This window comes from Beijerinckia sp. 28-YEA-48 (assembly GCF_900104955.1).
Lineage (GTDB): Bacteria > Pseudomonadota > Alphaproteobacteria > Rhizobiales > Beijerinckiaceae > Terripilifer.
The window spans coordinates 5,709,812-5,733,351 of record NZ_FNSI01000001.1; the positions used below are offsets into that span (position 1 = coordinate 5,709,812).

Sequence of the window (23,540 nt, forward strand, 5' to 3'; positions counted from 1 at the left end):
TCACAGGCACATCATGGACAGGCGACAATGGCACGGCTCGCCATTTTGAAGCCGAAGTCCTGGCCGGGAGAATCATTGGTGTTGGCCACCTCTTCGAGCCGCTTCTGATCGGCGGCGGACAGGCCTTGTGGCGTGTTGACGTTCAGCGAGCAGCCCGCCGGGGCGTTCTCCATCGTCACGGCGCGCTCCTTGTCGAAGTCGAAGGCGACGAAATAGGTCGGGTCTGTCACCTGCATAATCAGCGCCCGGCCGGTGGTGGTCGGGTGTTTCAGCGGCACGGTGAAACTCAAGGTGACAATCTTGTCCTTGTCGAGGGAGATGGAATAGTCGGTGGCGGGGGAAAAGTCGGACTGCTTTTTTCCGCCGACGCGCAGGAAGGTGAAGAACGAAGCCTCTTCCAACTGCTCGACATTGACCTTGGCGAGTTCCTTCAAATCGCTGGCGAGTTTGGCTGGGTCCGGCCCAAGCCCCTGGGTGGCGAAGGCGGAATACATGTCGTCGAAGGTCCAGCTGTGCCGGATCGCAGCGATCTTGCCGTCCTGGCCGAAGACGACGACGCTTTTGACGATCACGAAGACATGCGGATGGGCGCTGGCGCTGCCGGCGAGGGCCAAAACCGTTCCGATGGCTAGAAAGCCTGTCGCCCAGAGACGGCGCAGGTGGGAACTGAGGCGCACGCGCATTCCTTTCGGCTTGATGGGGCAGGCTGTGTCGTTTGCAGTTAAACGCCATAAAGACGCGTCAAAACAAAGATCCCAGGCTCTGGACCGCCCGTTCGACCGAAGGCCTGATCAAACCCTGGTGATCCAGTCTGGCGAATCGCACCATATTGTGGCGACTTCGGGATCTGATGATACCGCCACGGGTTGAAAATGCGTGGTATCCGTACATAAATCAAAGGGTATCAGGCGGCCGAAAACGGCCACGGGACGCAGGGAGATGTCGATGTCGGGAGCCAAAGCGGTTCTTGAACACGGGCCGGTCAGCAAAACCGCTGATGGCAGCGTCTCGCTGGACGATAAATACGATCTTGGCCAAAAGCAGATTTTCGTGTCCGGCACGCAGGCGGTCGTGCGCCTGTTACTGCTGCAGAAGCAGCGCGACCTCGCCGCCGGTCTTAACACCGCCGGTTTCGTCACCGGCTATCGCGGCTCGCCATTGGGCGCCATCGACCAGCAGATGCACCGCGCTGGCAAAGTGTTTGGCCCGCTCAACATTGTTTTCAAGCCGGGCCTCAATGAGGATCTGGCGGCTACGGCCATCTGGGGCTCGCAGCAGGCGGAAATGCGCGGCGAGGGCAAGTACGATGGTGTCTTCGCCATGTGGTACGCCAAAGGGCCCGGAGTCGATCGTTCAGGCGACGTCTTTCGCCATGCCAATCTGGCCGGTACGTCGAAGTTTGGCGGTGTCGTCGCGCTGATGGGCGATGATCATACGGCCGAGTCCTCGACCACGGCGCATCAGTCGGAATTTCATTTCCTCGATGTGATGATGCCGGTGCTCAATCCGGCCGGCGTGCAGGAAATTCTCGACTACGGCCTCTATGGCTGGGCGCTGAGCCGTTATGCCGGCGTCTGGGTCGGACTCAAATGCGTCAAGGACACAATCGAGTCGACCGCTTCGATTGATGCGTCGGCCGACCGGGTGAAGCCGGTGATCCCGACAGACTATCAATTGCCTGAAGGCGGCCTCAATATCCGGCCGCGCGATCCGGTGCTGGCACAGGAAGCGCGCCTGCAAGATTATAAGCGCGATGCCATCGTCGCCTGGCTGCGCGCCAACAAGCTCAACAAGATCATCACCAGCGGCGGCCCGAACGCCAAGATCGGCGTCATCACCACCGGTAAGTCCTACCTCGACGTGCGCCAGGCGATGGATGATCTGGGTATCGACGAGACGCGCGCCAATGATCTCGGCCTGCGGGTTTACAAAATTGCCTGTCCCTGGCCGATCGAGCCGGAAGGCCTGAAGGAATTCGCGCGTGGGCTCGACCTCATCATCGTGGTGGAGGAAAAGCGCTCGCTGATCGAAGTACAGGTGCGCGAGGAGCTTTACGGCACGGCGAACCAGCCGGTCTGCATCGGCAAACGCGATGAAACTGGCGCTTGGCTCTTCCCCGTGAAAGGCGCGCTCGATCCAAACGATGTCGCCATTACCATCGCTGACCGTCTGCTCAAATATGGCAACGATGCCGATCTGGCCAAACGGCTTGTCGATCTCAAGGCAGCGCAACGCATGCTGGCTGAGACGCCCGATGCGGCGCAGCGCATTCCGTATTTCTGCTCCGGCTGCCCGCACAATTCCTCGACCGTCGTGCCCGACGGCATGCGCGCCTATGCTGGCATCGGCTGCCACTACATGGTGCAGTGGATGGATCGTGGCACCGAAGGTTTCACCCAGATGGGCGGCGAAGGCGCCAACTGGATCGGCGAAGCGCCGTTCTCGACGCGCAACCATGTGTTCCAGAATCTTGGTGACGGCACCTACAATCATTCCGGCGTGATGGCGTTGCGCTGGGCTGTCGATACCGGCACCAACATCACCTATAAAATTCTCTTCAACGATGCGGTGGCGATGACCGGCGGCCAGGCGCATGAGGGCAATCTCTCGGTGCCGATGATCGCGCGCCAGGTGGCGGCTGAAGGCGTCAAGCGTATCGCCGTCGTCACGGATGAACCGGATAAATATGCCCCCGGCGAGAATTGGCCGGCCGGCATGACGATCCACAACCGGCTCGATCTCGAGAAAGTGCAGCGGGAGATGGCGGAAGAGCCTGGCTGCACTGTTTTGATCTTCGATCAGACCTGCGCGGCGGAAAAACGCCGGCGGCGTAAACGCGGCACCTTCCCCGATCCCGACAAGCGGGTGATGATCAACACGCTGGTATGCGAAGGCTGCGGCGATTGCGGCGTCAAATCCAATTGCGTGTCGGTGCAGCCGCTCGATACGGAGTTTGGCCGCAAGCGCACCATCGATCAATCTTCGTGCAATAAGGATTTCTCCTGCGTCAACGGCTTCTGCCCGTCCTTCGTGACGGTGCATGGAGCGCGGATAAAGAAGCTGGTGTCGTCAACGGCGCCGCTGCGCCAGGTTGATCCGTCGGGTACGTTGCCGGAACCGCAGCGGCCCGAATTGGGCAAAACCCCTTATGGCATCATGATCACGGGTGTCGGTGGCACCGGCGTCGTGACCATCGGCGCCATTCTCGGCATGGCGGCGCATATGGAGGGCAAGGGCTGCGGGCTGATCGATATGGCCGGCCTCGCCCAGAAGGGCGGCGCCGTTTACTGCCATGTGAAGTTGGCGGCCCATCCTGACGACATCCACGCCATCCGCGTCGCCGCTGGCCATGCTGATCTGGTGCTCGGTTGCGATCTCGTTGTCTCCGGCACCAAGAAGGTGCTGGCGGCGGTGCGGCCCGGCAAGACCGGTGTGGTGGTCAATACGGCGGAAGTCTATCCAGGCGACTTCACCCACAATGCCGACTATTTCCTGCCGACCGAACGTATCAAGCGCGCCATCCGCGATCATGGCGGCGCCGATCTGTCGTTTGTCGATGCGTCGAGTATCGCGACGCGCCTGCTCGGCAATTCCATCGCGGCCAATATGTTCATGCTCGGCTTTGCCTATCAGAAGGGCTTCGTGCCGTTGGCCGGCGCTTCTATCGAACAGGCGATCCGGCTCAACGGTGAAGCGGTGGACATGAATCTCGCCGCCTTCGCGCTCGGCCGCGATTATGCCCATGCGCCGCGCGCCATCGACGCGTTGCTGCCGGCCAAGGGCGATGCAAAAGACGGTGGCGCTGCTGAGGCTGAGACGCTTGACGTTCTCATCGCGCGCCGTGTCGCCTTCCTGACGGCCTATCAGAATGCCGCCTATGCGCGCCGCTATGAGACGGCGGTACGCGCGATCGAGAAGCTTGAGAAAACCAAGACACCCGGCAAGACCGGTCTTGCCGAGGCTGTGGCCCGCTATCTGTTCAAACTGATGGCGGTGAAGGACGAATATGAGGTGGCGCGGCTCTATACCGATGGCTCGTTTCAGAAGCAGTTGGCGGCGACTTTCGAAGGCGATCTGCGTCTCGAGTTCCATCTCGCCCCGCCGATCCTGGGGCGCAAGGATGCGGCGGGACACCCCCGTAAAACCACGTTCGGCCCGTGGATGATGACCGGCTTCCGTTTGCTCGCGGCGCTGAAGGGACTGCGCGGCACGGTCTTCGATGTGTTCGGCTACAGCACCGAGCGGCGGATGGAACAGCAGCTCATCGCCGACTATCTGGCATTGCTGGAAGAATTAGGCCCAGGCCTGACCTCGGCCAATCATGCCACCGCCGTGGCGCTCGCCAGCCTGCCCGAAAAAGTCCGTGGTTACGGCCATGTGAAGGACCGTCATGTTCTTGTCGTAAAACGTGAACAGGAAGTCCTGTTGCAGCGCTTTCGTGATCCGCAGAAGCCCCAGGCGCTGGCCGCCGAATAAGCCCATTCCCCAGCACTCTATTGTGGCGACGTCAGGCGCGGGCCGATGGATTTTTCTATCGGGTCAAATGTCGTTTGGCGGTTGACGGGTGCGCAATATGCTGGCACGGAGGCGCTGGATTTCGCTCTGTCCGCCTGTGCATCGCGCTCCATCGGGAGATGGCAGACAGAGGGTGTCCCTGCCAGAACCTGATGAGTAAACCACGGCTCGCTCCATGCCTGCCGAGAATGGGAAGAGCGGCATGCTGCGTGTCTACACTCGCGACAGCGATCACCTCGTTGCCCACTCCATCAATGTGAATGCCACAGAACAGCAGCCCTTTCCCGAGGGCGTGGCGCCCTGGCTCGATCTCCTTAATCCGACACCGGAAGAGGATCGCTATGTCGAGGCGGCGGTGGGCGTGTCGATCCCGACCCGCGAAGAAATGCAGGAGATCGAAGTCTCCTCCCGTCTCTATAACGAGAACGGCGCGGAATTCATGACGATGACCGCGGTGACGCGGATCGATACCGACGAACCGCAATTGACGCCGATCACCTTCGTTCTCAAGGGCTCGACCCTGGTGACGGTGCGTTATGCCGAGCCGCGTCCGTTCATGATGTTCGCCTTGCGGGTGCAGCGTGCCAATGCGGTATCCTGCGGTACCGGCGAGCAGGTGATGCTGAGCCTGATGGAGGCGCTCATCGACCGTATCGCTGACGCGCTGGAAAAGGTCGGCGCCAAGATCGATGCGATTTCGCGGGAAGTGTTCAAGCACGAGGATCCGCGCAAGAGAGCCTCGAAAACAGCGGACTTTCAGAAGATCATCGTCGATATCGGCCGGGAGGGCGATCTCGTGTCGATGGCGCGTGAAAGCCTGTTGTCGATGAACCGCGTGCTCACCTATCACACCGCTGTCACCGACGACAGCAAGCGCGCCCTCAAGGAAGTTCGCGGCCGGGTGCGCAGCTTGCAGCGCGACGTTAGCTCGCTGACCGACCATTCGACCTATCTGTCGACCAAGATCAATTTCCTGCTCGACGCCACGCTTGGCCTGATCAATCTCGAGCAGAACCAGATCATCAAAATCTTCTCGATCGCCGCCGTGGCGCTGATGCCGCCGACGCTGATCGCCTCGATCTACGGCATGAACTTCCGCAATCTGCCGGAGCTGCAGTTTGAGTACGGCTATCCCATGGCGATCGGACTGATGGTCGTCACCGCCATCCTGCCCGTCATTTTCTTCCGACGGCGCGGCTGGCTGTAAATTAGACTTCAATTCAGTTTTCTTGCAATTTCGCTAGCCGGTCCTGCAGGAAGCGGCGCACGGCGGGATCATGTTCGAGGCCGATGGCGCGGCCATAGGCCTGGCGGGCGGCGGCCGTATCGCCCGCCCGCAGGCATAGTTCCGCCCGGCCGGCCCAATAGGGCTGATAGCTTGCCAGGCGCGCATCCCCGGCCAGGGTATCGAGTTCCATCAGCGCCGCCCCAGCACCTGATGTTTCGGCCCGGGCCATGGCCCGATTGATGGCGACGACGGGCGAACCGGTCAGCGTCCACAGCACATCGTAGAGGGTGGCAATGGCCTCCCAGTCCGTCCGCCCGGTGAGCCGCCGTGCGGCATGGGCCGATTGGATCGCGGCTTCCGTTTGGTACCGGCCGGGGCGGGCGAGGCTGGCGGCCCGGTGCAGCAGCGCTTCGGCCTCGTCGATCCGCGCGCTGTTCCAGAGCATCGTGTCCTGGGCCGAGAGGGGGACATAGTTCCCCTCGGCATCGCGCCTGGCGCCCCGCCGCGCCTCCAGATGCAGCATCAGGGCGAGGAGGCCGAGGGCTTCGGGCTCATCGGGCAGGAGCTGGCAGATGAGTCGGCCGAGCCAGAGGCCTTCCGCTGCCAGTTCGCTAATCCTAGCGTTGGCGCCGGTGGGGTCGCTCCAGCCGCGGGCGAAGGCGAAATAGACCGCTTCCAGCACCGCATCGAGCCGCTCGGGCAGGTCCTCCTTCTGCGGTAGCTCAAAAGGGATGCCGGCCTGGGCGATCTTCTGTTTGGCGCGCACCAGGCGCTGGCTCATGGTTGCCGGCTGCACCAGAAAGACGGAGCCGATGGCCACCGCATCGAAGCCGAGCAGGGTTTGCAGGATGAGCGCGGCGCGTATGCCCGGGTCGATCGCCGGATGGGCGCAGGCGAACATCAACCAGAGACGGCGATCAGGTAGCGCGGCCGCCTGTTCATCGTCCGCCTCCTGCGTCAGCAGCAGCAGGTGATCGGCGGCCTGGTCGCGGGTTTTTCGCCGCCGCGCGCCGTCGATGAGGCGGCGGCGGCCAACAGCGAGCAGCCAGGCTTCCGGATTGTCGGGCACGCCGGACTTCGGCCAATCGCTCAAAGCGGCGGCGAAGGCCTCCGCCAAGGCGTCTTCGGCGGCGGCAATGTCGCGGTGACGGGCGGCGAGAAGGGCGACCAGCTTGCCGTAGCTACGGCGGGCGGCGGCTTCCGCCGCGCGCCGGGGATCTACGGATGGAGCTTGTGCGACCGCTTGCACGGCAGCTTACATGTTCATCAGCGGATTTGCCCAGATCGGGCGGACCTCCATCGTGCCGCTGCTGGCGGCCGGGCAGCGCGCCGCCCATTCGATGGCTTTGTCGAGATTGTCCACTTCGATCACATAGTAGCCAGCCAATTGCTCCTTGGTCTCCACATAGGGGCCATCGAGCACGACGGTCTTGCCGTCCTTGACGCGCACGGTGCTGGAGGTGGCGACGGGTTGCAGGCGCTCGCCACCGCGAATGATGCCGGCCGATTTCAGCGCTTCCGTATAGGCAACATAGGCGTTGTGGGTGCGCTCGATTTCAGCCTTCGGCGCCGTCTTGTAGAAATTCTCGTCGCCATAGATCATCAGCAGATATTGCATGTTCATCTCCTTGTACTTGCCGTTCACGGCCTGACATGGACATGACGCGTCGGGCGCCGGCATTTCGACAGGCGCTCTAAAAAAGCGCCAAAAAATTTCCGACCTATTTCGCGGCTTCCTTCACCGAGCAGCCGGGGCCCGTCTCAAGCTGTGGCAGGATGCCTTTGAACATCCGCTCCGCCAGCACGTTCGAGCCCTTCTGGGTGAAGTGGACGGTATCGTAAAAATAGTCGCTGTCCCATTGGCCGGCGAGGCCGGGCGTGGTGTCGATGAAAGGCGCGCCGGTGTCCTTGGCCACCTGTTGGGCGATGCGATTGTGTTCGTCGACCGCCGGGATGATGCGAGAGATCGGCATGAAGACGCGGCCGTAGAAGTCGATCACATCGCGCGGCGACTGATCGGTGATCACCATGCTGAGATTGGCGAGGACCGGAATGAAGCCCGCGCTATGCCCAAGCGCGACGAAGGCACGGTAGAGCTTGTCGTATTGATCGGAATAATGCGCTTTGCTGGCCACGTTGAAGGCTTCGACGCGCTTGACGTAGCGCAGCGTGTTGAAGCGGAACAGGACTTCGCCGATGAGCGGCGACGCCCGCAATTGCCAATGCGGCGGTTGCGGCAGCTGCGCCAGCAGCGGATCGACCAAGGCGAGATTGTTGAAACCGTGATAGCTGATGACCATGTCGGGCTTCAGCGGCACGATGAAGCGGCGTGTGCGTTCCAGGCTCGAGGGAAAGCTGTAGCCGACGACGCCGGCATTGATCACCTGTACCGGCCGCTGACAGACGAGGCGTTCGTCGATCAGGTTTTGCAGCACCTCTGGCCAGGCTTTCTGGCCATTGGCGGGCAGGGTGCCGAACGTGGGTGACTCGCCGATGGCGAAGATGCGCCAGTTGTTGCCTTTGTCGGCGGCGAAATCGGCGCCGCGAAACCCGAGATTGTTGATGCGGATGTCGCCGTCGAAGAATTTGCTGCGCGCGCCGGGACGGGGAATGAAAGGCAGCGTGCCCTCGGGATCGGGCTGCTCGATGTCGGCCTTGGCGCCGCGGTTGAATTCATCGGTGAAGCGCGACCACCAGGCCTGGAAGGCGGCGGGATCGGCCTGCGCCTGACGGAAGGAATAGGCGTTGATGGTCGGGCGCGTGATGGTCGTCTGCAAAGTGCGTGCGTAAATCAGATCGACCGCCGGCAGGGTCAGCGCGAACAGCGCCATGCCGATCTGCAGGGTGCGGATGACGCCGTTGCGGCAGAAGCGCAAATTATGGGTGGCGACGATCAGCGCGAAGGCGGTGAGGAGCAGCGCGGCGTAGAAAACGAGCGTGCGGCCGCTGTGGAACGAGACGTTGCAGGCCCAGCCGCCGGCGATGGCGAGTGCGAGACCGATGAGGCGCGCCGGCAGGGACTGCAACGGCGCAAGGGCCGTGCTGGTCCACACGGGCAGGGCGAGTTGCGGTTCGGGCCCACGGGCGCGCGCTTGATGATCGGGATAGTTCGGCCGCGCCGTCAGAATGATGCGCTCGAAGCCGAAGAAGAAGAATGTGCAGAAGACCAGCAGCGCGACCAGGTAAAGCGCCATCTGCACGGCGAGGTCGAGCTGCGTCACATGCGGGCGCAGCAGCAGGATCACGATCAGGTGGAACAGGTAGATCGTGTAGGAGACCTTGCCGAGATAATAGCAGGTGGGCGCGATCAGCGAGTCTTGGAAAGCCTTGCGATGGAAGGTTAGCGCAAAGATCAAGGTGCAGCCAAACAGCGCCGACGCGAAGGGATAGAGATGGCGGGCCGGGGTCGAGGTGTCGACGCTGGCGAGCCAGCCGATCCATAAGGCCAGCGCCGCCGTGCCCACAACGGCGAGGATTGACAGCACGGCATTGGCGAAACGGCCATACCAGCGTTCCAGCGCATCAAGAACGACATAGAGCAGGAAGCCGTAAGCGATAGCATCGAGGCGGAAGACGGTGACGCGGCGGATGGCGGCGTCCCAATCCTGCATGTGGCCGGCCGAGGTGCGGGCAATGATGAAGGCGATGGCCAACAGAATGACAGTGATGATGAAGCCGCGTTCGCGCAGGCCGATGAGACGCGCACCAATCACCAGAACGGCGAAGACGACATAAAACCATTCTTCGACCGATAGGCTCCAGGCGACGGCGAAATAGTCACGCGCCTCGGGCAGGGAGGAGAAGACATTCTGGACGTAGAAAACATAGCGGATGAAGGCGTTATTGAAGATGTTGCCGGAGATCACCGTGATGGCGACCAGCGCCACCAGATAGGGCGGGATGGTGCGCATCCAGCGGCGCACCAGGAAGATGCCGATGTCGGAGGAGCGTAGCGAGACGACGCAGGCGAGGATCTGTGGCGCCAGCACGAAACCGCTGAGGACGAAGAAGACTTCGACGGCGAGGATCGAGACCACCTGCATGGTCGGCCAATCTTGCGAGCCGAGCATGACATAATGCGGGATGGCGACGGCGAGCGCGGCGACGCCCCGCAGCAGATCCAGCGAAGCCAGCCGTCCGACCAGTGCCGAACTTTGAGTGGACGCCTTTGCCATCACCTCAGCCCTGCGGACCGCGATAAAGGAAGGGCACGTCTATCTGGCCCGTGGCAAAGGCGAAGGCGATGATGTGGATGACGAGGACAAGAACGACGGCGGGAAGCCAGCGGGAGCGGGTGGCGAGGAGGCTTGCGATCATCATCAGACGTTCTTGTGGAAATTCGCTTGTGGAACCCAGGGGCGTCTGCGGGTCAGACGCGCGCCCGTCTATATACCGCCCCCCGCCCCCAGGCTACGTTGGCGGTCATGTTTCAAACCGTCACCATGGCATTGGATTGGCTGGGCATTGTCGTCTTCGCGGTGACGGGCGCCTTGATGGCGTCGCGCAAGCAGATGGACATTGTCGGTTTCGTCCTGCTGGGGACAGTGACCGGCATCGGCGGTGGCACGTTCCGCGACGTGGTTCTGGGCACGCTGCCGGTGTTCTGGGTGCAGAACCCAGCCTATTTGCTGACCTGTGTGGTCGTTTCCTGCCTGGTGTTCTTCAGCGCCCATATTCCGCAGTCTCGCCAGCGCTTTCTCCTGTGGATCGACGCGATCGGTCTGGCGTTGTTTGCGGTCACGGGCGCCGAAAAGGCCCTACAGGCCGAGACGGGGCCGATTGTCGCGGTCGCCATGGGCGTGGTGACGGCGACCTTTGGCGGCATGATCCGCGACATTCTGGGCAATGAATCGCCGGTCATCCTGAGCCGGGAAATCTACGCCTCGGCGGCGCTTGCCGGGGCGCTGGCCTTTGTCGCGTTGACGGGCCTTGGCGTTCCGCGTGAGGCCGCGCTGGTGGGTGGCTTCGCCGTGGGTTTCAGCGTGCGCGCTGCGGCCCTCATCGGTGGCTGGTCGCTGCCGCGTTATCGGCCGCGGGGCTGATTTCGAACATCTCTGTCCAATTACGACTAAATCACTTGCAATTAAGTCAGCTCCATCTTACGTGATCGTATCTGTAATATAGATTTTATTACATACGGAGCGTGTGTTTATGCTGGACCTGTCTCGTCGGACTTTTGGTGCCCTTGTTGCCAGTTCCCTGCTGGCCGGCACCCTGTTGGCATCGGCCGCGCAGGCTCAGCAGGCCGTGCCGGTGCGTGTCGGCTATATTCCGATCCTGGGCGCCGCACCGATCTTCGTCGCCGAGGCGGAAGGCTATACGAAAGCCGCTGGCCTCGATCTGCGCTTCACCGTGTTTGAATCCGGCCCGAACATGATCCAGGCGCTGGCTTCCGGCACGCTCGATGTTTACGTGGCTGGCGTGGCACCGCTCGGCGTCGCCCGCTCCAAGGGGATCGACATTCGCGTCATCACCGCCACAGCTGTTGAGGAAATGACCGTCGCCGCCGGGCCGACCCTGGCGCCGTTCTTTGCGCCTGGTGTTTCCGCCGCCGATGCGTTCAAGGCGTTCCGGGCCAAGGTTGGCCGGCCGGCGAAGCTCGCCACCCAGCCGCCGGGCTCGGTGCCGCACACCACTTTGACCCATTGGCTGAACGTGGTCACCAAGACCGACAAGGCCGATGTGGAGGTGATCAACATGGGCATCGACGCGACGCAGCAGGCGCTGCTGGCGGGCGCTGTCGATGGCGCGACCATTCGCGAGCCGACGCCGGCGATCGTGCAGACGCGTGATCCGCGCATCAAGCTCGTGGCGCTGGGCGGCGACATGTTCCCCAAGCAGCCGGGTACGGTCGTTGCTGTCTCTGGCGCCTTCCTGGCCAAAAATCCGGCCGCCGTGCAGGCGATCGCCGATGGGGTCGTGAAAGCGATCGACTTGATCCAGAAGGATCTGAAGCGGGTCGCTCCGCACATCGGCGCGGCGCTCGGCAAGGGCATCGTCAGCGACGCGATCATCGAAAAGGCGCTGGCATCGCCGGCCACCAAATTCGTCGCCGATCCGGATTTCATCGCCGACGCGACCAAGCAGATGCAGGCCTATCAAGTGTCGATCGGGACGCTCGACAAGGACGTGCCGCTGGATGGCCTCTTCGATCGCTCCTTCTATCTGAAGGCGATCGGAAAATGATGCGCGCCTGGTTGCTGGTTGGGCTTTCAGTGTAGCTTGCAGTGTAGCCTGCACCGGCAAACCGGAATGAGATGATGAACAATACTGTGCTGTCGCGCGCGCTGCCGCTGATCGGGCTGCTGATGTTTCTTGGGATCTGGGAGGCCGTGCCGTTGCTCGGGCTGGCGCAGCGCGTGCTGTTGCCGACGCCGAGCGACCTGCCGGCCGCCTTTATGCGCGAACTCTCCAGCGGCATCTGGTTGAAGTCAGTCGGGCAAAGTTTGTTTCATTACGTGCTCGGCCTTGCTGTTGGCACCGGCGTAGGCGTTGGTCTTGGCATCGCGACGGGCATGTCGCGGGTGGCGGAAGGCCTGTTCGCCTGGGTCAGCCGGCTGTTGCGGCCGATCCCAGGCCTCGCCTGGGTGCCCTTTGCCATCATCTGGTTTGGCGTCAGTGAAGGCGGCGCTGTTTTCATTATCGCCATCGGCGTGTTCTGGATCGTCTATTTCGCCACCTTCGGCGCCATTCGCAGCGTCGATCGTGATCTTGTCGAAGTGGCGCAGGCCTTCGGCTTTCACGGACCGTTCGAGCGATTGTGGAAAGTGCTGCTGCCGGCTGCGACACCAGGCATTCTGGTCGGTGCGCGCACGGCGCTGGGCCAAGCGTGGATGGCCGTCGTTGCTGCCGAACTCTTTGGCGTTAGCGGTCTCGGCAGCCGGATGATGCAGGCGTCGAGCCTGCTCGCCACCGATATCGTCGTGGTCTACATGCTGACCATGGCAGCGCTCTACGGATTGATGGATACGGTCTTCATGCTGGTCCAGGGGAGGCTGCTGCAATGGAGGCCATAAATCCCGCTGATGCGGCGATCGACATTCGTGGTCTGCGTCTGTCCTTCCTGCAGGATGGTGAACAGACAGAAGTCTTGCGCGATCTCAACCTGACGGTACCGCACGGCTCTTTCGTCGTTTTGGTGGGTGCCTCCGGCGTCGGCAAGTCGACGTTGCTGCGTGTGTTGATGGGGCTCGCCAAGCCTTCAGCGGGTTCGGTTGCCGTCCATCCCGATCCCAAGGCCGAGCGACCGATGGCGCTGGTGTTTCAAGATTCACGTTTGCTGCCGTGGCGGCGCGTGGTGCGCAATGTCGAGTTCGGTCTGGAGAAAACATCGCTGTTGCGAGCAGAGCGCCGTGCGCGGGCGTTGGAAGTTCTGGCCCTCGTCGGCCTGGAGGAACTGGCCGATCGGTGGCCGTGGCAATTGTCGGGTGGTCAGCGGCAGCGCGTCGCCCTGGCGCGTGCGCTGGCTGTGCGTCCGTCGATCCTGCTGATGGACGAACCATTCTCGGCGCTCGACATCGCCACGCGCGAAGGCCTGCAGGACCAACTGATCCAGATCTGGCAGAAGATGAACAAGACCATCCTGTTCGTCACCCACGACATCGATGAAGCCGCTTATTTGGCCGATCGGATCGTGGCTTTGGCCGGCAAGCCTGGCGAGATCCGGGCCGACCGGGTCGTCACCGTGGCGCGCCCGCGTGCTCGCAATTCGCGCAGCCTGGCCGAAATCGTCGCGCTGGTGCGTGCCGACATCACCGGCGAGGCGGTTTCAGCCGACAATTGGGAGATCTAAGTCCTTGTTTGGATGATAAGTATGACAACGTCTTCGATGACGCTGTCCTGTTCATCCAAATGCCGTAGAGTCCTGGTGAAACTGTGAAGCCGCTGGAACGGAGTAGGACAATGACCAAGGTTGTTTACGAGGTGGTCGAACATGATGGCGGCTGGGCCTATAAGGTCGGCGATGTGCTGTCGGAGACCTATCCGACCCACAAGATGGCGCATGCTGCCGCCGCCGAGGCGGCTGGGCGGCAACAGGTCGCCGGCAAGACCGATGGCATTGAATACGAGGATGAGCGCGGCAAGTGGCATCAAGAGCTGGCCTCGGGGAACGATCGCCCGGAAACGAAGCTGGATGACAAGGGTTGAGGCGACCAGCAGGTTTAAACAACCTGACGCAGTCGACGGATCGACAAGAGCAGTTCTGATTGTCGATTTGTATTTGTCTTGAAGAAGACGCTCTTGAGATGCGTGCGCGCCGTTTGAACGCTTATTCGCATCGCATCAGCCGCAGCTTGTAGCGCCATGCCTTGCTCCAGGTGACTGACAAGCATGGCCTCCGTGGCTGTTAGGCCAAAGACGTTGCGCATCAGCATCGCCGGTGTCGGCTGAAAGGTTCGGCTGGGATCTGTGATCAATAAAATCGCTCGCGCCGAAGAGAACACGGCGCTCGCCATACCTTCGATGCGCATCCCCTCAACGATAAGAGGACCTTTGGCCGTCCGTTGCACGACAAGGCGCAAAGGGACGTCTTGGTGCGCGAGGCCAGCATTACCGCAGATTTGAGAGATGAGTGCTTTCAGGGACTGTGTATCTTCAGCTCGCTCACAGCTCACAATTCCATGTTTGAGTTTGAGCCCATCATCGATGATGTCTTCCGCTGCTTGATTGAGTTTTATGACCACGCCTGTGGTGTCCAAGAGCAGGCTGGGGCAGCGCAGTGATTGATAAGCGTCGATCATGCCGGAGGCATTGGCGAATGCGATATTCTTCGACAGCAGAGCAGCGGCCTCAATGTGAGGGCGCAACCGCATGAAGCTCTGCATCTTCTTGCGATCGACAAATCCATGCCGATCGCCGAAGTAAATCATAAGCGCAAGTTCTTCATCCGCCGTTGAGACGCCTATGCCGGCGGCCCAGTTTATTTGGAATCTTTGAAGGTAGCGGTAGTAGGGCGAGGTTTTGAGCTCGTCGCGATCGAGATAGTCCTGGTCGACGAAAAATCCGTTCCGGCGCATGAACGGCAAGCCTCGGACGCGTTCGTCGCGATGATTCCAGCCCTCGCGGAAATAGCCCTCAATGGCCTCCGCTATCGAGGAGGAATAGGGAATCACGGGGCGGGGGCTCTTGGTATGAATCAGCATGGCGCCGGTTGCGCCGGCAAAGGATGCGACGCGGGCCATCGCATCATTCCAAAGCATGGGATCAACCGCCGCATCGAGCAGGGACTGTGCGGCGTCGTCAAAGGAAGAGAATGATTGCGCCAATGCGATACCCCTCGTCGGCCTCACATTAGCACGCACCGATATCCGATCGGAGATGCGGCCCCAGATGATTCGGGGCGTAGTGTTGCTCACCATCGGGCGCGGGGATCAGAACGGAATCAGAACACACGCGGCAGCCGCTTGGCCGGCAGCCTGCTGACGTGCCGCTGAAACGCCAGTGCACCGCCAGCGCATTTCTGCGCCGGCCCTAAAAGGCATTTGAAATCAAAGAGTTCGTGGTGGGCGATACAGGGATCGAACCTGTGACCCCTTCCATGTCAAGGAAGTGCTCTCCCGCTGAGCTAATCGCCCGTTTCCACGGTTTGGCCGGCGAACCGGCGCGGAATGGCAGGGGTATAGGGGGTTGCCGCAGCGTACGCAAGGGAGTGATTGCTCGTCGGAGATGCTTCCTGTAGAAAACGCCCATTCAGACCTTTGGAGATGTAGCTTTGGCCGACCGTAAGCCGATCAACTGGCAGAACACGCTGACCGTGGTCAGCGTCGCGATCCTTGTTGGCACCGAGCTGGTCGGGATCTCCTGGGCGGCTGGTTGGGCTCTGGGCGGCATGTTCGGCCTGCCGCAAGTCGCCCGTTATGCCATCGAGATCACAGGCGGCCTCGTCGGCTTCATCGGCCTGTACTATTTCATCCGCGCCGCACTCAAGGTCGAGCCGATTCGCGGCTAAAGTCTTTTGTTCTGACGCATTTTCTTCACGCGTGCCGGTATTGGCTTCGCTTAAAGATGCTCAGTCCGCACACGGCTTCAGAATCACCACATCAGCCTGATCGGCGGCCGAGGCAACCGGCCGGCAGCCGTCTGTCGTGCACAGGGTCCAGCCCTGCGGCAGGGCATCGGAGCGGGACAGGCGGACTTCAGGCAGCGGTGGGACTGTTGGTTTCCAGCGCCAGAAGCGGCCGTCGAAGACCGATCCTTCCGGCGGCTCCATGCCAGCGCCCATGCCCTCGACGCGGGCTTCCACCAATTCCAGCGCACTCGGCGTCACATGCCAGGTCTCGATCCATTCGGTCTTCTGCACTGAATGTTGCCAGGACAAGGTGAAGGTCAGCGCGGCGATCTTGCTGAGAGTCGCGCCGCTGACGATGCACAGGTTGATGGCCATCGCTTCAGACGGTCGATGGCGCGGTCGCCGTCGGTTGGCGGGCCTTGAACAGACTCCAGGCCGTCAGCAGCGCGGTCAGCGTCAAGGCGAGGGTGTCGCTCCAGGGCAGAGGCGAGATGAAGGCGACGGCGGCGACCCCATGCAGGATGCGCTCGGGCCATGAGGTCCGGGCGAAATAAAAGCCGATGGCGGCGACGCCGGTGACGGTGATGACCAGCACCGCCTTGAAGCTGACATAAGCGACTTCGATCCAGTAGCCGTATTCAGCGGCGATGCGGCCACCGTCCTGCAGCATCAAGGAGGGCTCATAGACCGCCATGAAGGGAATGAGGAAGCCGGCGATGGCGATGCGGCAGGCCTGCCAGCCGATGGCGTCGGGCGAGGCTTTGGCGATGGGGGCTGCGGCCAGTGCCGCCAGCGCCACAGGCGGCGTCAGGTCAGCGATGATGCCGTAGTAGAAGACGAACATATGGCTGACGATCAGCGGCACGCCGAGCTTCAACAGCGCCGGTGCGGCGAGCGAAGCGGTGATGATATAGGTCGGGATCGTCGGCAGGCCGGTGCCGAGCACGAGCGAGGTGAACATCACCAAGAGCAGGCAGATGAACAGCGACTCACGCCCGAAGGAGACGATGTAATTGCCGAAGGTCGAGGCCGCGCCGGTGAGGGTCATGGTGCCGATGACGGTGCCGACGATGGCGCAGGCGAGGCCCACGGGCAGTGCTTGCCGCGATCCGTCTGCCAAAGCATCACGACACATGATCAAGGTGTCGCGGCCGCCGCGTGTGAACAGATTGAGCAGGATCAAGGTGCCAACGAGGGCAACGATGATCCAGACGCCGAATTTGAAGAGAGCAGCGGCAATTAGGCCGACGGCGATCCAGAAGGCGTAGCGCAGAGCGGTTTGAGAAATGTTTAGCGCGATGGCGCCGCCGAGAATCATGATGGCGGTCAGCGCCAGGCCGACCGAACCGGCAAAGAGCGGCGTGAAGCCATCCATCAACAAAACGACAAGCACGACCAGGGGCAGAGCGAGATGCCATTGCCGTTTCAACGCCTGCAACGGGCTCGGCAATTCGGAGCGCGGAATGCCCAGAAGCCCATGCTTGCCGGCTTCCAGATGCACCATCCAGAAGGCCGAGGCGAAATAGAGAATGGCGGGAATGATCGCCGCCTTGACGATCTCGACATAGGGCACGCCGATGTTTTCGGCCATGATGAAGGCAACCGCGCCCATCACCGGCGGCATGATCTGGCCGCCCATGGAGGCGGTGGCTTCGACGCCACCAGCGAACGTGGATCGATAGCCGAAGCGCTTCATCAGCGGGATGGTGAATTGGCCGACCGTGACCACATTGGCGACGCCGGAGCCCGAAATCGTGCCCATCATCGCTGAGGAAATGACGGCGACTTTCGCCGCGCCGCCGCGCGCCCAGCCGACAAGGCCCATGGCGACGTCATTGAAGAGCTGGATCATGCCGGCGCGCTCGAGGAAGGCGCCGAACAGGACGAAGAGGAAGATATAGGTGGCCGAAATGCCTGTGGGCGTGCCGTAAATGCCTTCGGTGCCGAAGTTCATCTGGTCGATGACCTGTTCGAGGCTATAGCCGCGATGATCGAACGGCACCGGCAGATATTGGCCCCACAGCGCATAGGCGAGGAAAGCTAGGCAGATCAGCGGCAGCGCCGCGCCCATCAGCATCCAGGAGACGACAAACAGGATGACCAGCGTGACCACGCCAACGACAAGATCGATCGGCAGCAGCTCACCGGCGCGATTGACGAGGTCGGTATAGAAAAACCAGTGATAGAGGCCGCAGGCGAAGGCGATGAGGCCGGCGGCCCAGCCGACATACCATGTGAGCCGATATTGGGTCTTGTGATTGGCGATCAGCGCCGCGCCAACCAGAGTGAGAAAGCCGACATGGACGGTGCGCAGCACCTGGGCTGGCAGGAAGGCATAGAGCGACGTCGCCACCTGGAAGGCGGCGAAAACGAAGGCGATCCAGAACAGGACTCGGCCCGAGACCCCGCCACCCCAGCCAGGCGGTAGGCCATGTTCAATCTCAAGCTCGGTGAGCGTGTGGGTCATGTTGGCTCGCCTATTTCGCGATGCCGCGTTCTTTCAGATATCGCTCGGCGCCGGGATGGAGGGGCACCGGCATGCCCTCCAGCGCCTTGTTGATGTCGATGTCCTTGGCGGCCGAGTGAGCGGCGCGCAGTTCGTCGAGATTCTCGAAGATCGACTTGGTCATTTCATAGACCGTGGCTTCTGGCAGATCGGACCGGGTGACGAGATAGTTGACGATGGCGGCCGTCTGCACGTCGTTGTCCTGGCCCGTATAAGTGCCTTTTGGAATGACGCTCTTGATATAGGGCGCGCCGGTCTTCTCGACGATGGCCGCGGGAATCTCGACGACATTGATCGGCACGGCGCTGGCGAGATCGCGGATGGCGGCGACGCCGAGCCCAGCCGATTGCAGGGTGGCGTCGAGCTGGCGGTTCTTCATCAGGTCGACGGATTCACCGAACGGCAAATATTCGACCCTGCCGAGATCTTTGTAGGTAATGCCGGCGGCTGCGAGGATGGCGCGTGCGTTCAGTTCCGTGCCGGATTTCGGCGCGCCGACGGACAAGCGCTTGCCCTTGAGGTCCGCCAGGGTCTTGATGCCGCTGTCCTGGGAGGCGACGATCTGGACGAAGTTTGGATAAATGGCGGCAATGCCGCGCAGCTTCGTTTGCTTCGTCTTGAAGCCGGCTTCCTCATTGCCTTCCCAGGCGAAGGCGAGGCTGTCGCCCAGCGTGAAGGCGATCTCGCCCTTGCCCTGTTGTAGCAGCACGAGATTTTCGACCGAGGCCTTGGTGGCTTGGACGGTGGGACGCGAGCCCTTCATCTTTTCCGAATAGATTTTCGAGATGGCGACGCCCATCGGGTAATAGACGCCGGACGTGCCGCCGGTGAGGATGCCGATGAAATCCTGAGCGCGGGCGGGCGTGCCGATGGCAAGCGCGCCCACCAGGCCGGCGAAGACGGCAGTGCGCGTCGCTTTGACGGAAAAGCTGAGCCCCATCTGTTTCTCCCTATGTATCTGTGTGGCCGCGCTTATCCGCGTCGCCTAGATCGTGAGCCGATTATTCACGCAATCGCGCCACGCTCAAGCCGATAACCGTATTTTTTCGGTGGTGTTAGTCCAAGGTCGCAAAGGCGAAGAGGGCGGGGCACGCTGGACTGTGCCAGCGTGGGCCCTTATGTCCAGCTCATGTCTGATCTTGCTGACGTCGATGTGGTCGTGGTTGGTGCCGGCGCGGCGGGTGTCGCGGCCGGCCATGCGCTGGCGAGGGCCGGCCTGCGCTTTGTCGTGCTGGAGGCTCGATCGCGTGTCGGCGGACGGGCCTGGAGCATCGATGGCTTTTCGCCCTATGGCCTTGATCTGGGCTGCGGTTGGCTGCATTCGGCCGATGACAATCCGCTTGTCGGCATCACCCGTTCGCTTGGCCTGACGGTCGATGAAACGACGCCACCCTGGCAGCGGGAGATGCCGGAACAGGGATTTCCGGCGGACGCACAGCGCGGCTTTCGTGACGCCCAAAACAGTTTTTACGAGCGGATGGAAGCCGAGGTGCACAAGGCCGGCGACAGACCGGCAGCTGAACTGCTCGAACCGGGGAATCGCTGGAACCCGCTGATCGATGCGATCAGTACCTACGTCAACGGTGTCGAGCTTGATCGCCTGTCGGTGCGCGATTTCGACAATTATCATGACAGTCGGCTCAATTATCGCGTCGTCGAGGGCTATGGCACATTGATCGCGCGCAGCGGCGCGGCTTTGCCGGTGATCACCGAATGTCCGGTCGAGACAATAGATCATTCCGGATCGCGGATTATCGTGACCTGTGCCAAGGGGCGCGTCAGTGCCCGTGCGGTCATCGTTACGGTGCCTACCAATCTTTTGGCGCGCGATGTCATCCGCTTCACGCCGGACCTGCCGGAAAAACGTGATGCGGCATCCGTCCTGCCGCTCGGGCTCGACGACAAATTGTTCCTGCGTGTCGACAAGGCGGAGGAGCTACCGGAAAATAGTCGCCAGTTTGGCGCGCTCGATCGCCGGGCGACGGGCGCCTATCATTATCGGCCCTTTGGTCTGCCGGTTATCGAAGGCTATTTTGGTGGCCAGTGCGCGCGCGATCTGGAGAAGGAAGGGCTCGCCGGCTTCACCGCTTTCGCCCGTGAGGAACTTGTCCGCATGCTTGGCTCGCAATGGCGTGATCGTCTGACGTCGATCGCGGTGAGCTCTTGGGAGCAAGATCCCTATGCGCTCGGCTCTTATTCGCATGCGCTGCCCGGCCATTGGGACAAGCGCGCGGTGCTGGCGCAGCCCGTCGATGATCGCCTGTTCTTCGCTGGTGAAGCGACATCACCGCATTATTTCTCCACCGCTCACGGCGCCCATGAGAGTGGCGAACGGGCTGCCGCCGAAGCCTTGCAGGCGCTCAATATTTCGGTAGCAGACCAGAATCGATAAGCCGCCGATGAAAGGCGAGAACGTCCTCGCGTTTCGGGCAATCGTAATAGCGGCCGCCACAGACGTTCATCAGCCGCAGGCGTTCGCGCCAGGATGCGGGCATCGGCAGGCGCGCCGCCTCGAGCAGGATGGCGCCGAGATAACCGACATCGACCACGTCGATATCAGGCAGCGGTGGTGGCGTATAATTGATGCCGTCGACGCCAAAATAGGTGGTCATCGCGGCTGAATCCGGCGCGAAATTCATGTCCTTCACATCGTCCTCGTCCTTGTAGCCATAAAGCTGGGCAACCGGCATGGCGTGGTGGTCGCCATATTGGACGATGAGGAAACGTTCGTTGGGGAAGCGGCGGGCGAGGTCCTGTTTTAGATGATCGTAGTCGAGACGCGCCATGGCGAGGCGACGCAGATATTCGTTGATCTGCGGTGGCGTGCCCGGCGCGCCGCCCGGCACCTCGATGTCAGGCTGGAAGGCGATGTCATAGGGCCAGTGCGCCGACATGGTCTGCAAATAGATGAAGAGCGGCTTGGGCGATTGCGCCACATGACGGCCGATCTCGGCAACCGCATTGTCAAAATAGAAGCGATCGGTTTCCCAATCGCTCTTGGCGCCCTGGGCCTTGCGATCGAAAATCTCCTCAATGCCGACGGTCTCGAAGAATTTGGCGTTGCCGAAGAAACCCTTGAAGGCTGGATAGAACATGACCGTGCGATAGCCGCAGGACGCCATGACCAAGGGCAGGGTGTCGCGCAGATGGCCGGCGGTAAAATATTGGATGAAGTGTTTCATGCCGCCGAAGAACTGGCTCGACAGGCCGAGCAGGACGGAGGATTCCGTCAGCCAGGAGCCGCCGCCAAATGTCTCGACGCGCATTTTGTGCATCTTGCCATCGAAGGATTTGAACAGCGCATCGACGGTTGGATCATATTTGATCTGCGGGAAAAGCGACGGCGGCCCGACGGATTCCTCGTGGATCAAGATCACATGCGGCGGTTTTTCCGACGGCGTACAAGCGCTGCGGGCGAAGGGGCGCGGGGCGCTCTGTGGCGCCGCCGCGATCAGACCGCCACGGCGGATCGCTTCAAAACTCTCATCGAAGGAAATCAGAAACGACGACCAATGCCAGTCAGGGAAATTGAATAGCATGTGGGGGCGTTCGCCCCGTGCCTGCGCCGTATAGAATGTGGCGCCGATCAGCAGCGCGCAGGCGGGCAGCGAGACTTTGCGTGCGATGGTGGCTGGTTCATACCGCCATGCGAGCCATGTGCCGATGACAAGGCTTGCAAGGCCGGCGATCGCGATGGCGAGTGCCCACGGGCGGCCTGACCACCATGTGGCGACCTCGCCCCAGTCGCCGACGTAATAGATAAAATCCCAGGCGTGTAGGACGAAGGTGGTGGCCTGGTATTTGGCGTAGGACGTGGCGTAGACGACCGTGATGAAGGCCGTGAGCGCAATGAGGGGCGCCAGCAGTCGGCGCGTCAAAACCACGAGCGCCGCATAGAGCGCGCCGGTCAGGGCTGTGGTGAAAATAAAATTGGCGAACGAGCCTTCGGCCTGACGGAAACGCCAGACCAACAATGCTCCGATGACGATTGTAGCCGCGATACGCGCCCAGAGAGGCAGGTATCGCGGCTGTGTTCTTGGCGAACCGGGGTCCGCCACCACGTTAGAATTCGACGACGCTGCGGATCGACGTGCCGGCATGCATCAGATCGAAGCCTTCGTTGATGCGCTCCAGCGGCAGTTTGTGGGTGATCAGGTCATCGATGTTGATGCGGCCATCCATGTACCAATCGACGATACGCGGCACGTCGGTGCGGCCACGAGCGCCGCCGAAGGCCGTGCCCTTCCAGACGCGGCCGGTGACGAGCTGGAACGGACGCGTGGCGATTTCCGCACCGGACGGCGCGACGCCGACGATGATCGACTGGCCCCAGCCGCGATGGCAGCATTCAAGGGCTTGGCGCATGGTGTTGACGTTGCCGATACATTCGAACGAATAGTCGGCGCCGCCCTTGGTGAGGTCGACCAGATAGGGCACGAGATCGCCGCCGACTTCCTTCGGGTTGACGAAGTCGGTCATGCCGAATTTGCGCGCCAGCTCGTTGCGGGCTGGATTGATGTCGACGCCGACAATCTGCTCGGCGCCGATCATGCGCAGGCCCTGAATGACGTTGAGGCCGATACCGCCGAGACCGAAGACGACGGCGCGACAGCCGACTTCCGCCTGCGCCGTCCACATCACCGCGCCGATGCCGGTGGTGACGCCACAGCCGATGTAGCAGACCTTGTCGAAGGGGGCGTCCTCACGGATTTTCGCCAGCGCGATTTCCGGCACGACGATGTGGTTGGCGAAGGTGGAGGTGCCCATGTAGTGCAGCACCGGCTCGCCGTCGCACTTGAAGCGCGAGGTGCCGTCGGGCATCACGCCCTTGCCCTGGGTGGTCCGGATGGCGGTGCAGAGATTGGTCTTGCGCGACAGACAGCTTTTGCACTGGCGGCATTCGGGCGTGTAGAGCGGAATGACATGGTCGCCCTTCTTCAGGGTGGTCACGCCAGCACCGACATCGACGACGATGCCCGCGCCCTCATGGCCGAGCACGCAGGGGAAAAGACCTTCCGGATCAGCGCCCGACAGGGTGAAATAGTCAGTGTGGCAGATGCCCGTCGCTTTGACTTCGACGAGGACCTCGCCGGCCTTCGGTCCTTCGAGATCGAGTTCAACGATTTCGAGCGGCTTTTTGGCGGCGAAAGCAACGGCGGCACGGGTTTTCATTCGGCATCTCCAGTGTCAGGTGGCGGCATATTGCCGGTTGTTCGCCTGAGGTAAAGAGGCAGCCTGGCTTCTGCTGCCGATGCTGGATTATTTCACGCGAATCAGCTGGC

At 61.8% G+C, this 23,540-nt stretch carries 20 protein-coding genes and 1 tRNA gene; 9 read left to right on the forward strand and 12 right to left on the reverse strand.

Features of this window, described 5'->3' with window-relative positions:
- Positions 1-11: 11 nt before the first annotated feature.
- On the reverse strand, positions 12-677 hold the full coding sequence (locus tag BLW50_RS26795; RefSeq protein WP_244544413.1) for a DUF1007 family protein: 666 nt from the start codon (positions 675-677) through the stop codon (positions 12-14).
- Between the two features lie 268 nt (positions 678-945).
- Between BLW50_RS26795 and BLW50_RS26800 the strand changes: the two genes are divergently transcribed.
- Together BLW50_RS26800 and corA are read left to right on the forward strand one after the other, a co-directional pair.
- Complete coding sequence (locus BLW50_RS26800; RefSeq protein ID WP_090709780.1) at positions 946-4,476, forward strand: indolepyruvate ferredoxin oxidoreductase family protein; 3,531 nt, start codon at positions 946-948, stop codon at positions 4,474-4,476.
- A 241-nt stretch (positions 4,477-4,717) separates the two neighbouring features.
- A complete protein-coding gene (gene corA / locus BLW50_RS26805) occupies positions 4,718-5,722 on the forward strand; it encodes a magnesium/cobalt transporter CorA (RefSeq protein ID WP_090708053.1) in 1,005 nt (334 codons plus the stop codon).
- A gap of 13 nt (positions 5,723-5,735) precedes the next feature.
- Here corA and BLW50_RS26810 read toward each other — a convergent pair whose 3' ends face one another.
- The 4 genes from BLW50_RS26810 to BLW50_RS30785 form a co-directional block, all read right to left on the reverse strand.
- Positions 5,736-6,992 carry an RNA polymerase sigma factor gene (locus tag BLW50_RS26810; protein ID WP_090708055.1) on the reverse strand — a complete coding sequence of 419 codons (1,257 nt, stop codon included), beginning with the start codon at positions 6,990-6,992 and terminating at the stop codon, positions 5,736-5,738.
- Between the two features lie 6 nt (positions 6,993-6,998).
- Positions 6,999-7,361, reverse strand: a complete 363-nt coding sequence (locus BLW50_RS26815; protein WP_090709782.1) for a YciI family protein — start codon at positions 7,359-7,361, stop codon at positions 6,999-7,001.
- Positions 7,362-7,464: 103 nt separating this feature from the next.
- The gene (locus tag BLW50_RS26820) at positions 7,465-9,918 is read right to left on the reverse strand and encodes an acyltransferase family protein (protein ID WP_090708057.1); all 2,454 of its coding nucleotides are present in this window, start codon (positions 9,916-9,918) and stop codon (positions 7,465-7,467) included.
- Between the two features lie 4 nt (positions 9,919-9,922).
- Positions 9,923-10,063 (reverse strand): hypothetical protein, encoded by a 141-nt coding sequence (locus BLW50_RS30785; protein ID WP_170850367.1) that lies wholly within the window; start codon positions 10,061-10,063, stop codon positions 9,923-9,925.
- 104 nt (positions 10,064-10,167) lie between these two features.
- Here BLW50_RS30785 and BLW50_RS26825 point away from each other — a divergent pair, with 104 nt between their 5' ends.
- From BLW50_RS26825 to BLW50_RS26845, 5 genes are all read left to right on the forward strand, one after another.
- Positions 10,168-10,785 (forward strand): trimeric intracellular cation channel family protein, encoded by a 618-nt coding sequence (locus BLW50_RS26825; RefSeq protein ID WP_090708059.1) that lies wholly within the window; start codon positions 10,168-10,170, stop codon positions 10,783-10,785.
- A gap of 109 nt (positions 10,786-10,894) precedes the next feature.
- Entirely contained in the window at positions 10,895-11,929 is a 1,035-nt protein-coding gene (locus BLW50_RS26830; RefSeq protein WP_090708061.1) for an ABC transporter substrate-binding protein, read from the forward strand.
- A gap of 74 nt (positions 11,930-12,003) precedes the next feature.
- Positions 12,004-12,759 carry an ABC transporter permease gene (locus BLW50_RS26835; protein WP_090709784.1) on the forward strand — a complete coding sequence of 252 codons (756 nt, stop codon included), beginning with the start codon at positions 12,004-12,006 and terminating at the stop codon, positions 12,757-12,759.
- Positions 12,747-13,535 (forward strand): ABC transporter ATP-binding protein, encoded by a 789-nt coding sequence (locus BLW50_RS26840; RefSeq protein ID WP_090708063.1) that lies wholly within the window; start codon positions 12,747-12,749, stop codon positions 13,533-13,535. Before BLW50_RS26835 ends, BLW50_RS26840 begins: the two co-directional genes overlap by 13 nt.
- Positions 13,536-13,645: 110 nt before the next feature.
- Complete coding sequence (locus BLW50_RS26845) at positions 13,646-13,891, forward strand: DUF2188 domain-containing protein (protein WP_090708065.1); 246 nt, start codon at positions 13,646-13,648, stop codon at positions 13,889-13,891.
- Positions 13,892-13,905: 14 nt separating this feature from the next.
- Here the strand turns inward: BLW50_RS26845 and BLW50_RS26850 are convergent, their stop codons facing one another.
- Together BLW50_RS26850 and BLW50_RS26855 are read right to left on the reverse strand one after the other, a co-directional pair.
- A complete protein-coding gene (locus BLW50_RS26850) occupies positions 13,906-15,009 on the reverse strand; it encodes a helix-turn-helix transcriptional regulator (RefSeq protein WP_090708067.1) in 1,104 nt (367 codons plus the stop codon).
- Positions 15,010-15,243: 234 nt separating this feature from the next.
- Positions 15,244-15,318 (reverse strand) — tRNA-Val (locus tag BLW50_RS26855).
- 137 nt (positions 15,319-15,455) lie between these two features.
- Here BLW50_RS26855 and BLW50_RS26860 point away from each other — a divergent pair.
- Entirely contained in the window at positions 15,456-15,692 is a 237-nt protein-coding gene (locus tag BLW50_RS26860) for a hypothetical protein (protein WP_090708069.1), read from the forward strand.
- A gap of 60 nt (positions 15,693-15,752) precedes the next feature.
- Here BLW50_RS26860 and BLW50_RS26865 read toward each other — a convergent pair whose 3' ends face one another.
- The 3 genes from BLW50_RS26865 to BLW50_RS26875 are packed head-to-tail and all read right to left on the reverse strand — an operon-like array spanning position 15,753 to position 19,198.
- Positions 15,753-16,127, reverse strand: coding sequence for a DUF1850 domain-containing protein (locus tag BLW50_RS26865; RefSeq protein ID WP_090708071.1), 375 nt, complete (start codon positions 16,125-16,127; stop codon positions 15,753-15,755).
- A gap of 4 nt (positions 16,128-16,131) precedes the next feature.
- Positions 16,132-18,219, reverse strand: a complete 2,088-nt coding sequence (locus BLW50_RS26870) for a TRAP transporter permease (RefSeq protein WP_090708073.1) — start codon at positions 18,217-18,219, stop codon at positions 16,132-16,134.
- A gap of 10 nt (positions 18,220-18,229) precedes the next feature.
- Positions 18,230-19,198, reverse strand: coding sequence for a TAXI family TRAP transporter solute-binding subunit (locus BLW50_RS26875; RefSeq protein ID WP_090708075.1), 969 nt, complete (start codon positions 19,196-19,198; stop codon positions 18,230-18,232).
- A 168-nt stretch (positions 19,199-19,366) separates the two neighbouring features.
- Here BLW50_RS26875 and BLW50_RS26880 point away from each other — a divergent pair, with 168 nt between their 5' ends.
- Complete coding sequence (locus BLW50_RS26880) at positions 19,367-20,650, forward strand: flavin monoamine oxidase family protein (RefSeq protein ID WP_280141530.1); 1,284 nt, start codon at positions 19,367-19,369, stop codon at positions 20,648-20,650.
- On the opposite strand, the gene BLW50_RS26885 is transcribed toward BLW50_RS26880, so the two are convergent.
- Positions 20,619-22,229 carry a sulfatase-like hydrolase/transferase gene (locus tag BLW50_RS26885; protein ID WP_090708080.1) on the reverse strand — a complete coding sequence of 537 codons (1,611 nt, stop codon included), beginning with the start codon at positions 22,227-22,229 and terminating at the stop codon, positions 20,619-20,621. The two genes, BLW50_RS26880 and BLW50_RS26885, sit on opposite strands and share 32 nt — an antisense overlap.
- Before the next feature lie 91 nt (positions 22,230-22,320).
- Positions 22,321-23,430 carry an S-(hydroxymethyl)glutathione dehydrogenase/class III alcohol dehydrogenase gene (locus BLW50_RS26890; RefSeq protein ID WP_090708082.1) on the reverse strand — a complete coding sequence of 370 codons (1,110 nt, stop codon included), beginning with the start codon at positions 23,428-23,430 and terminating at the stop codon, positions 22,321-22,323.
- Positions 23,431-23,540 lie beyond the last annotated feature (110 nt).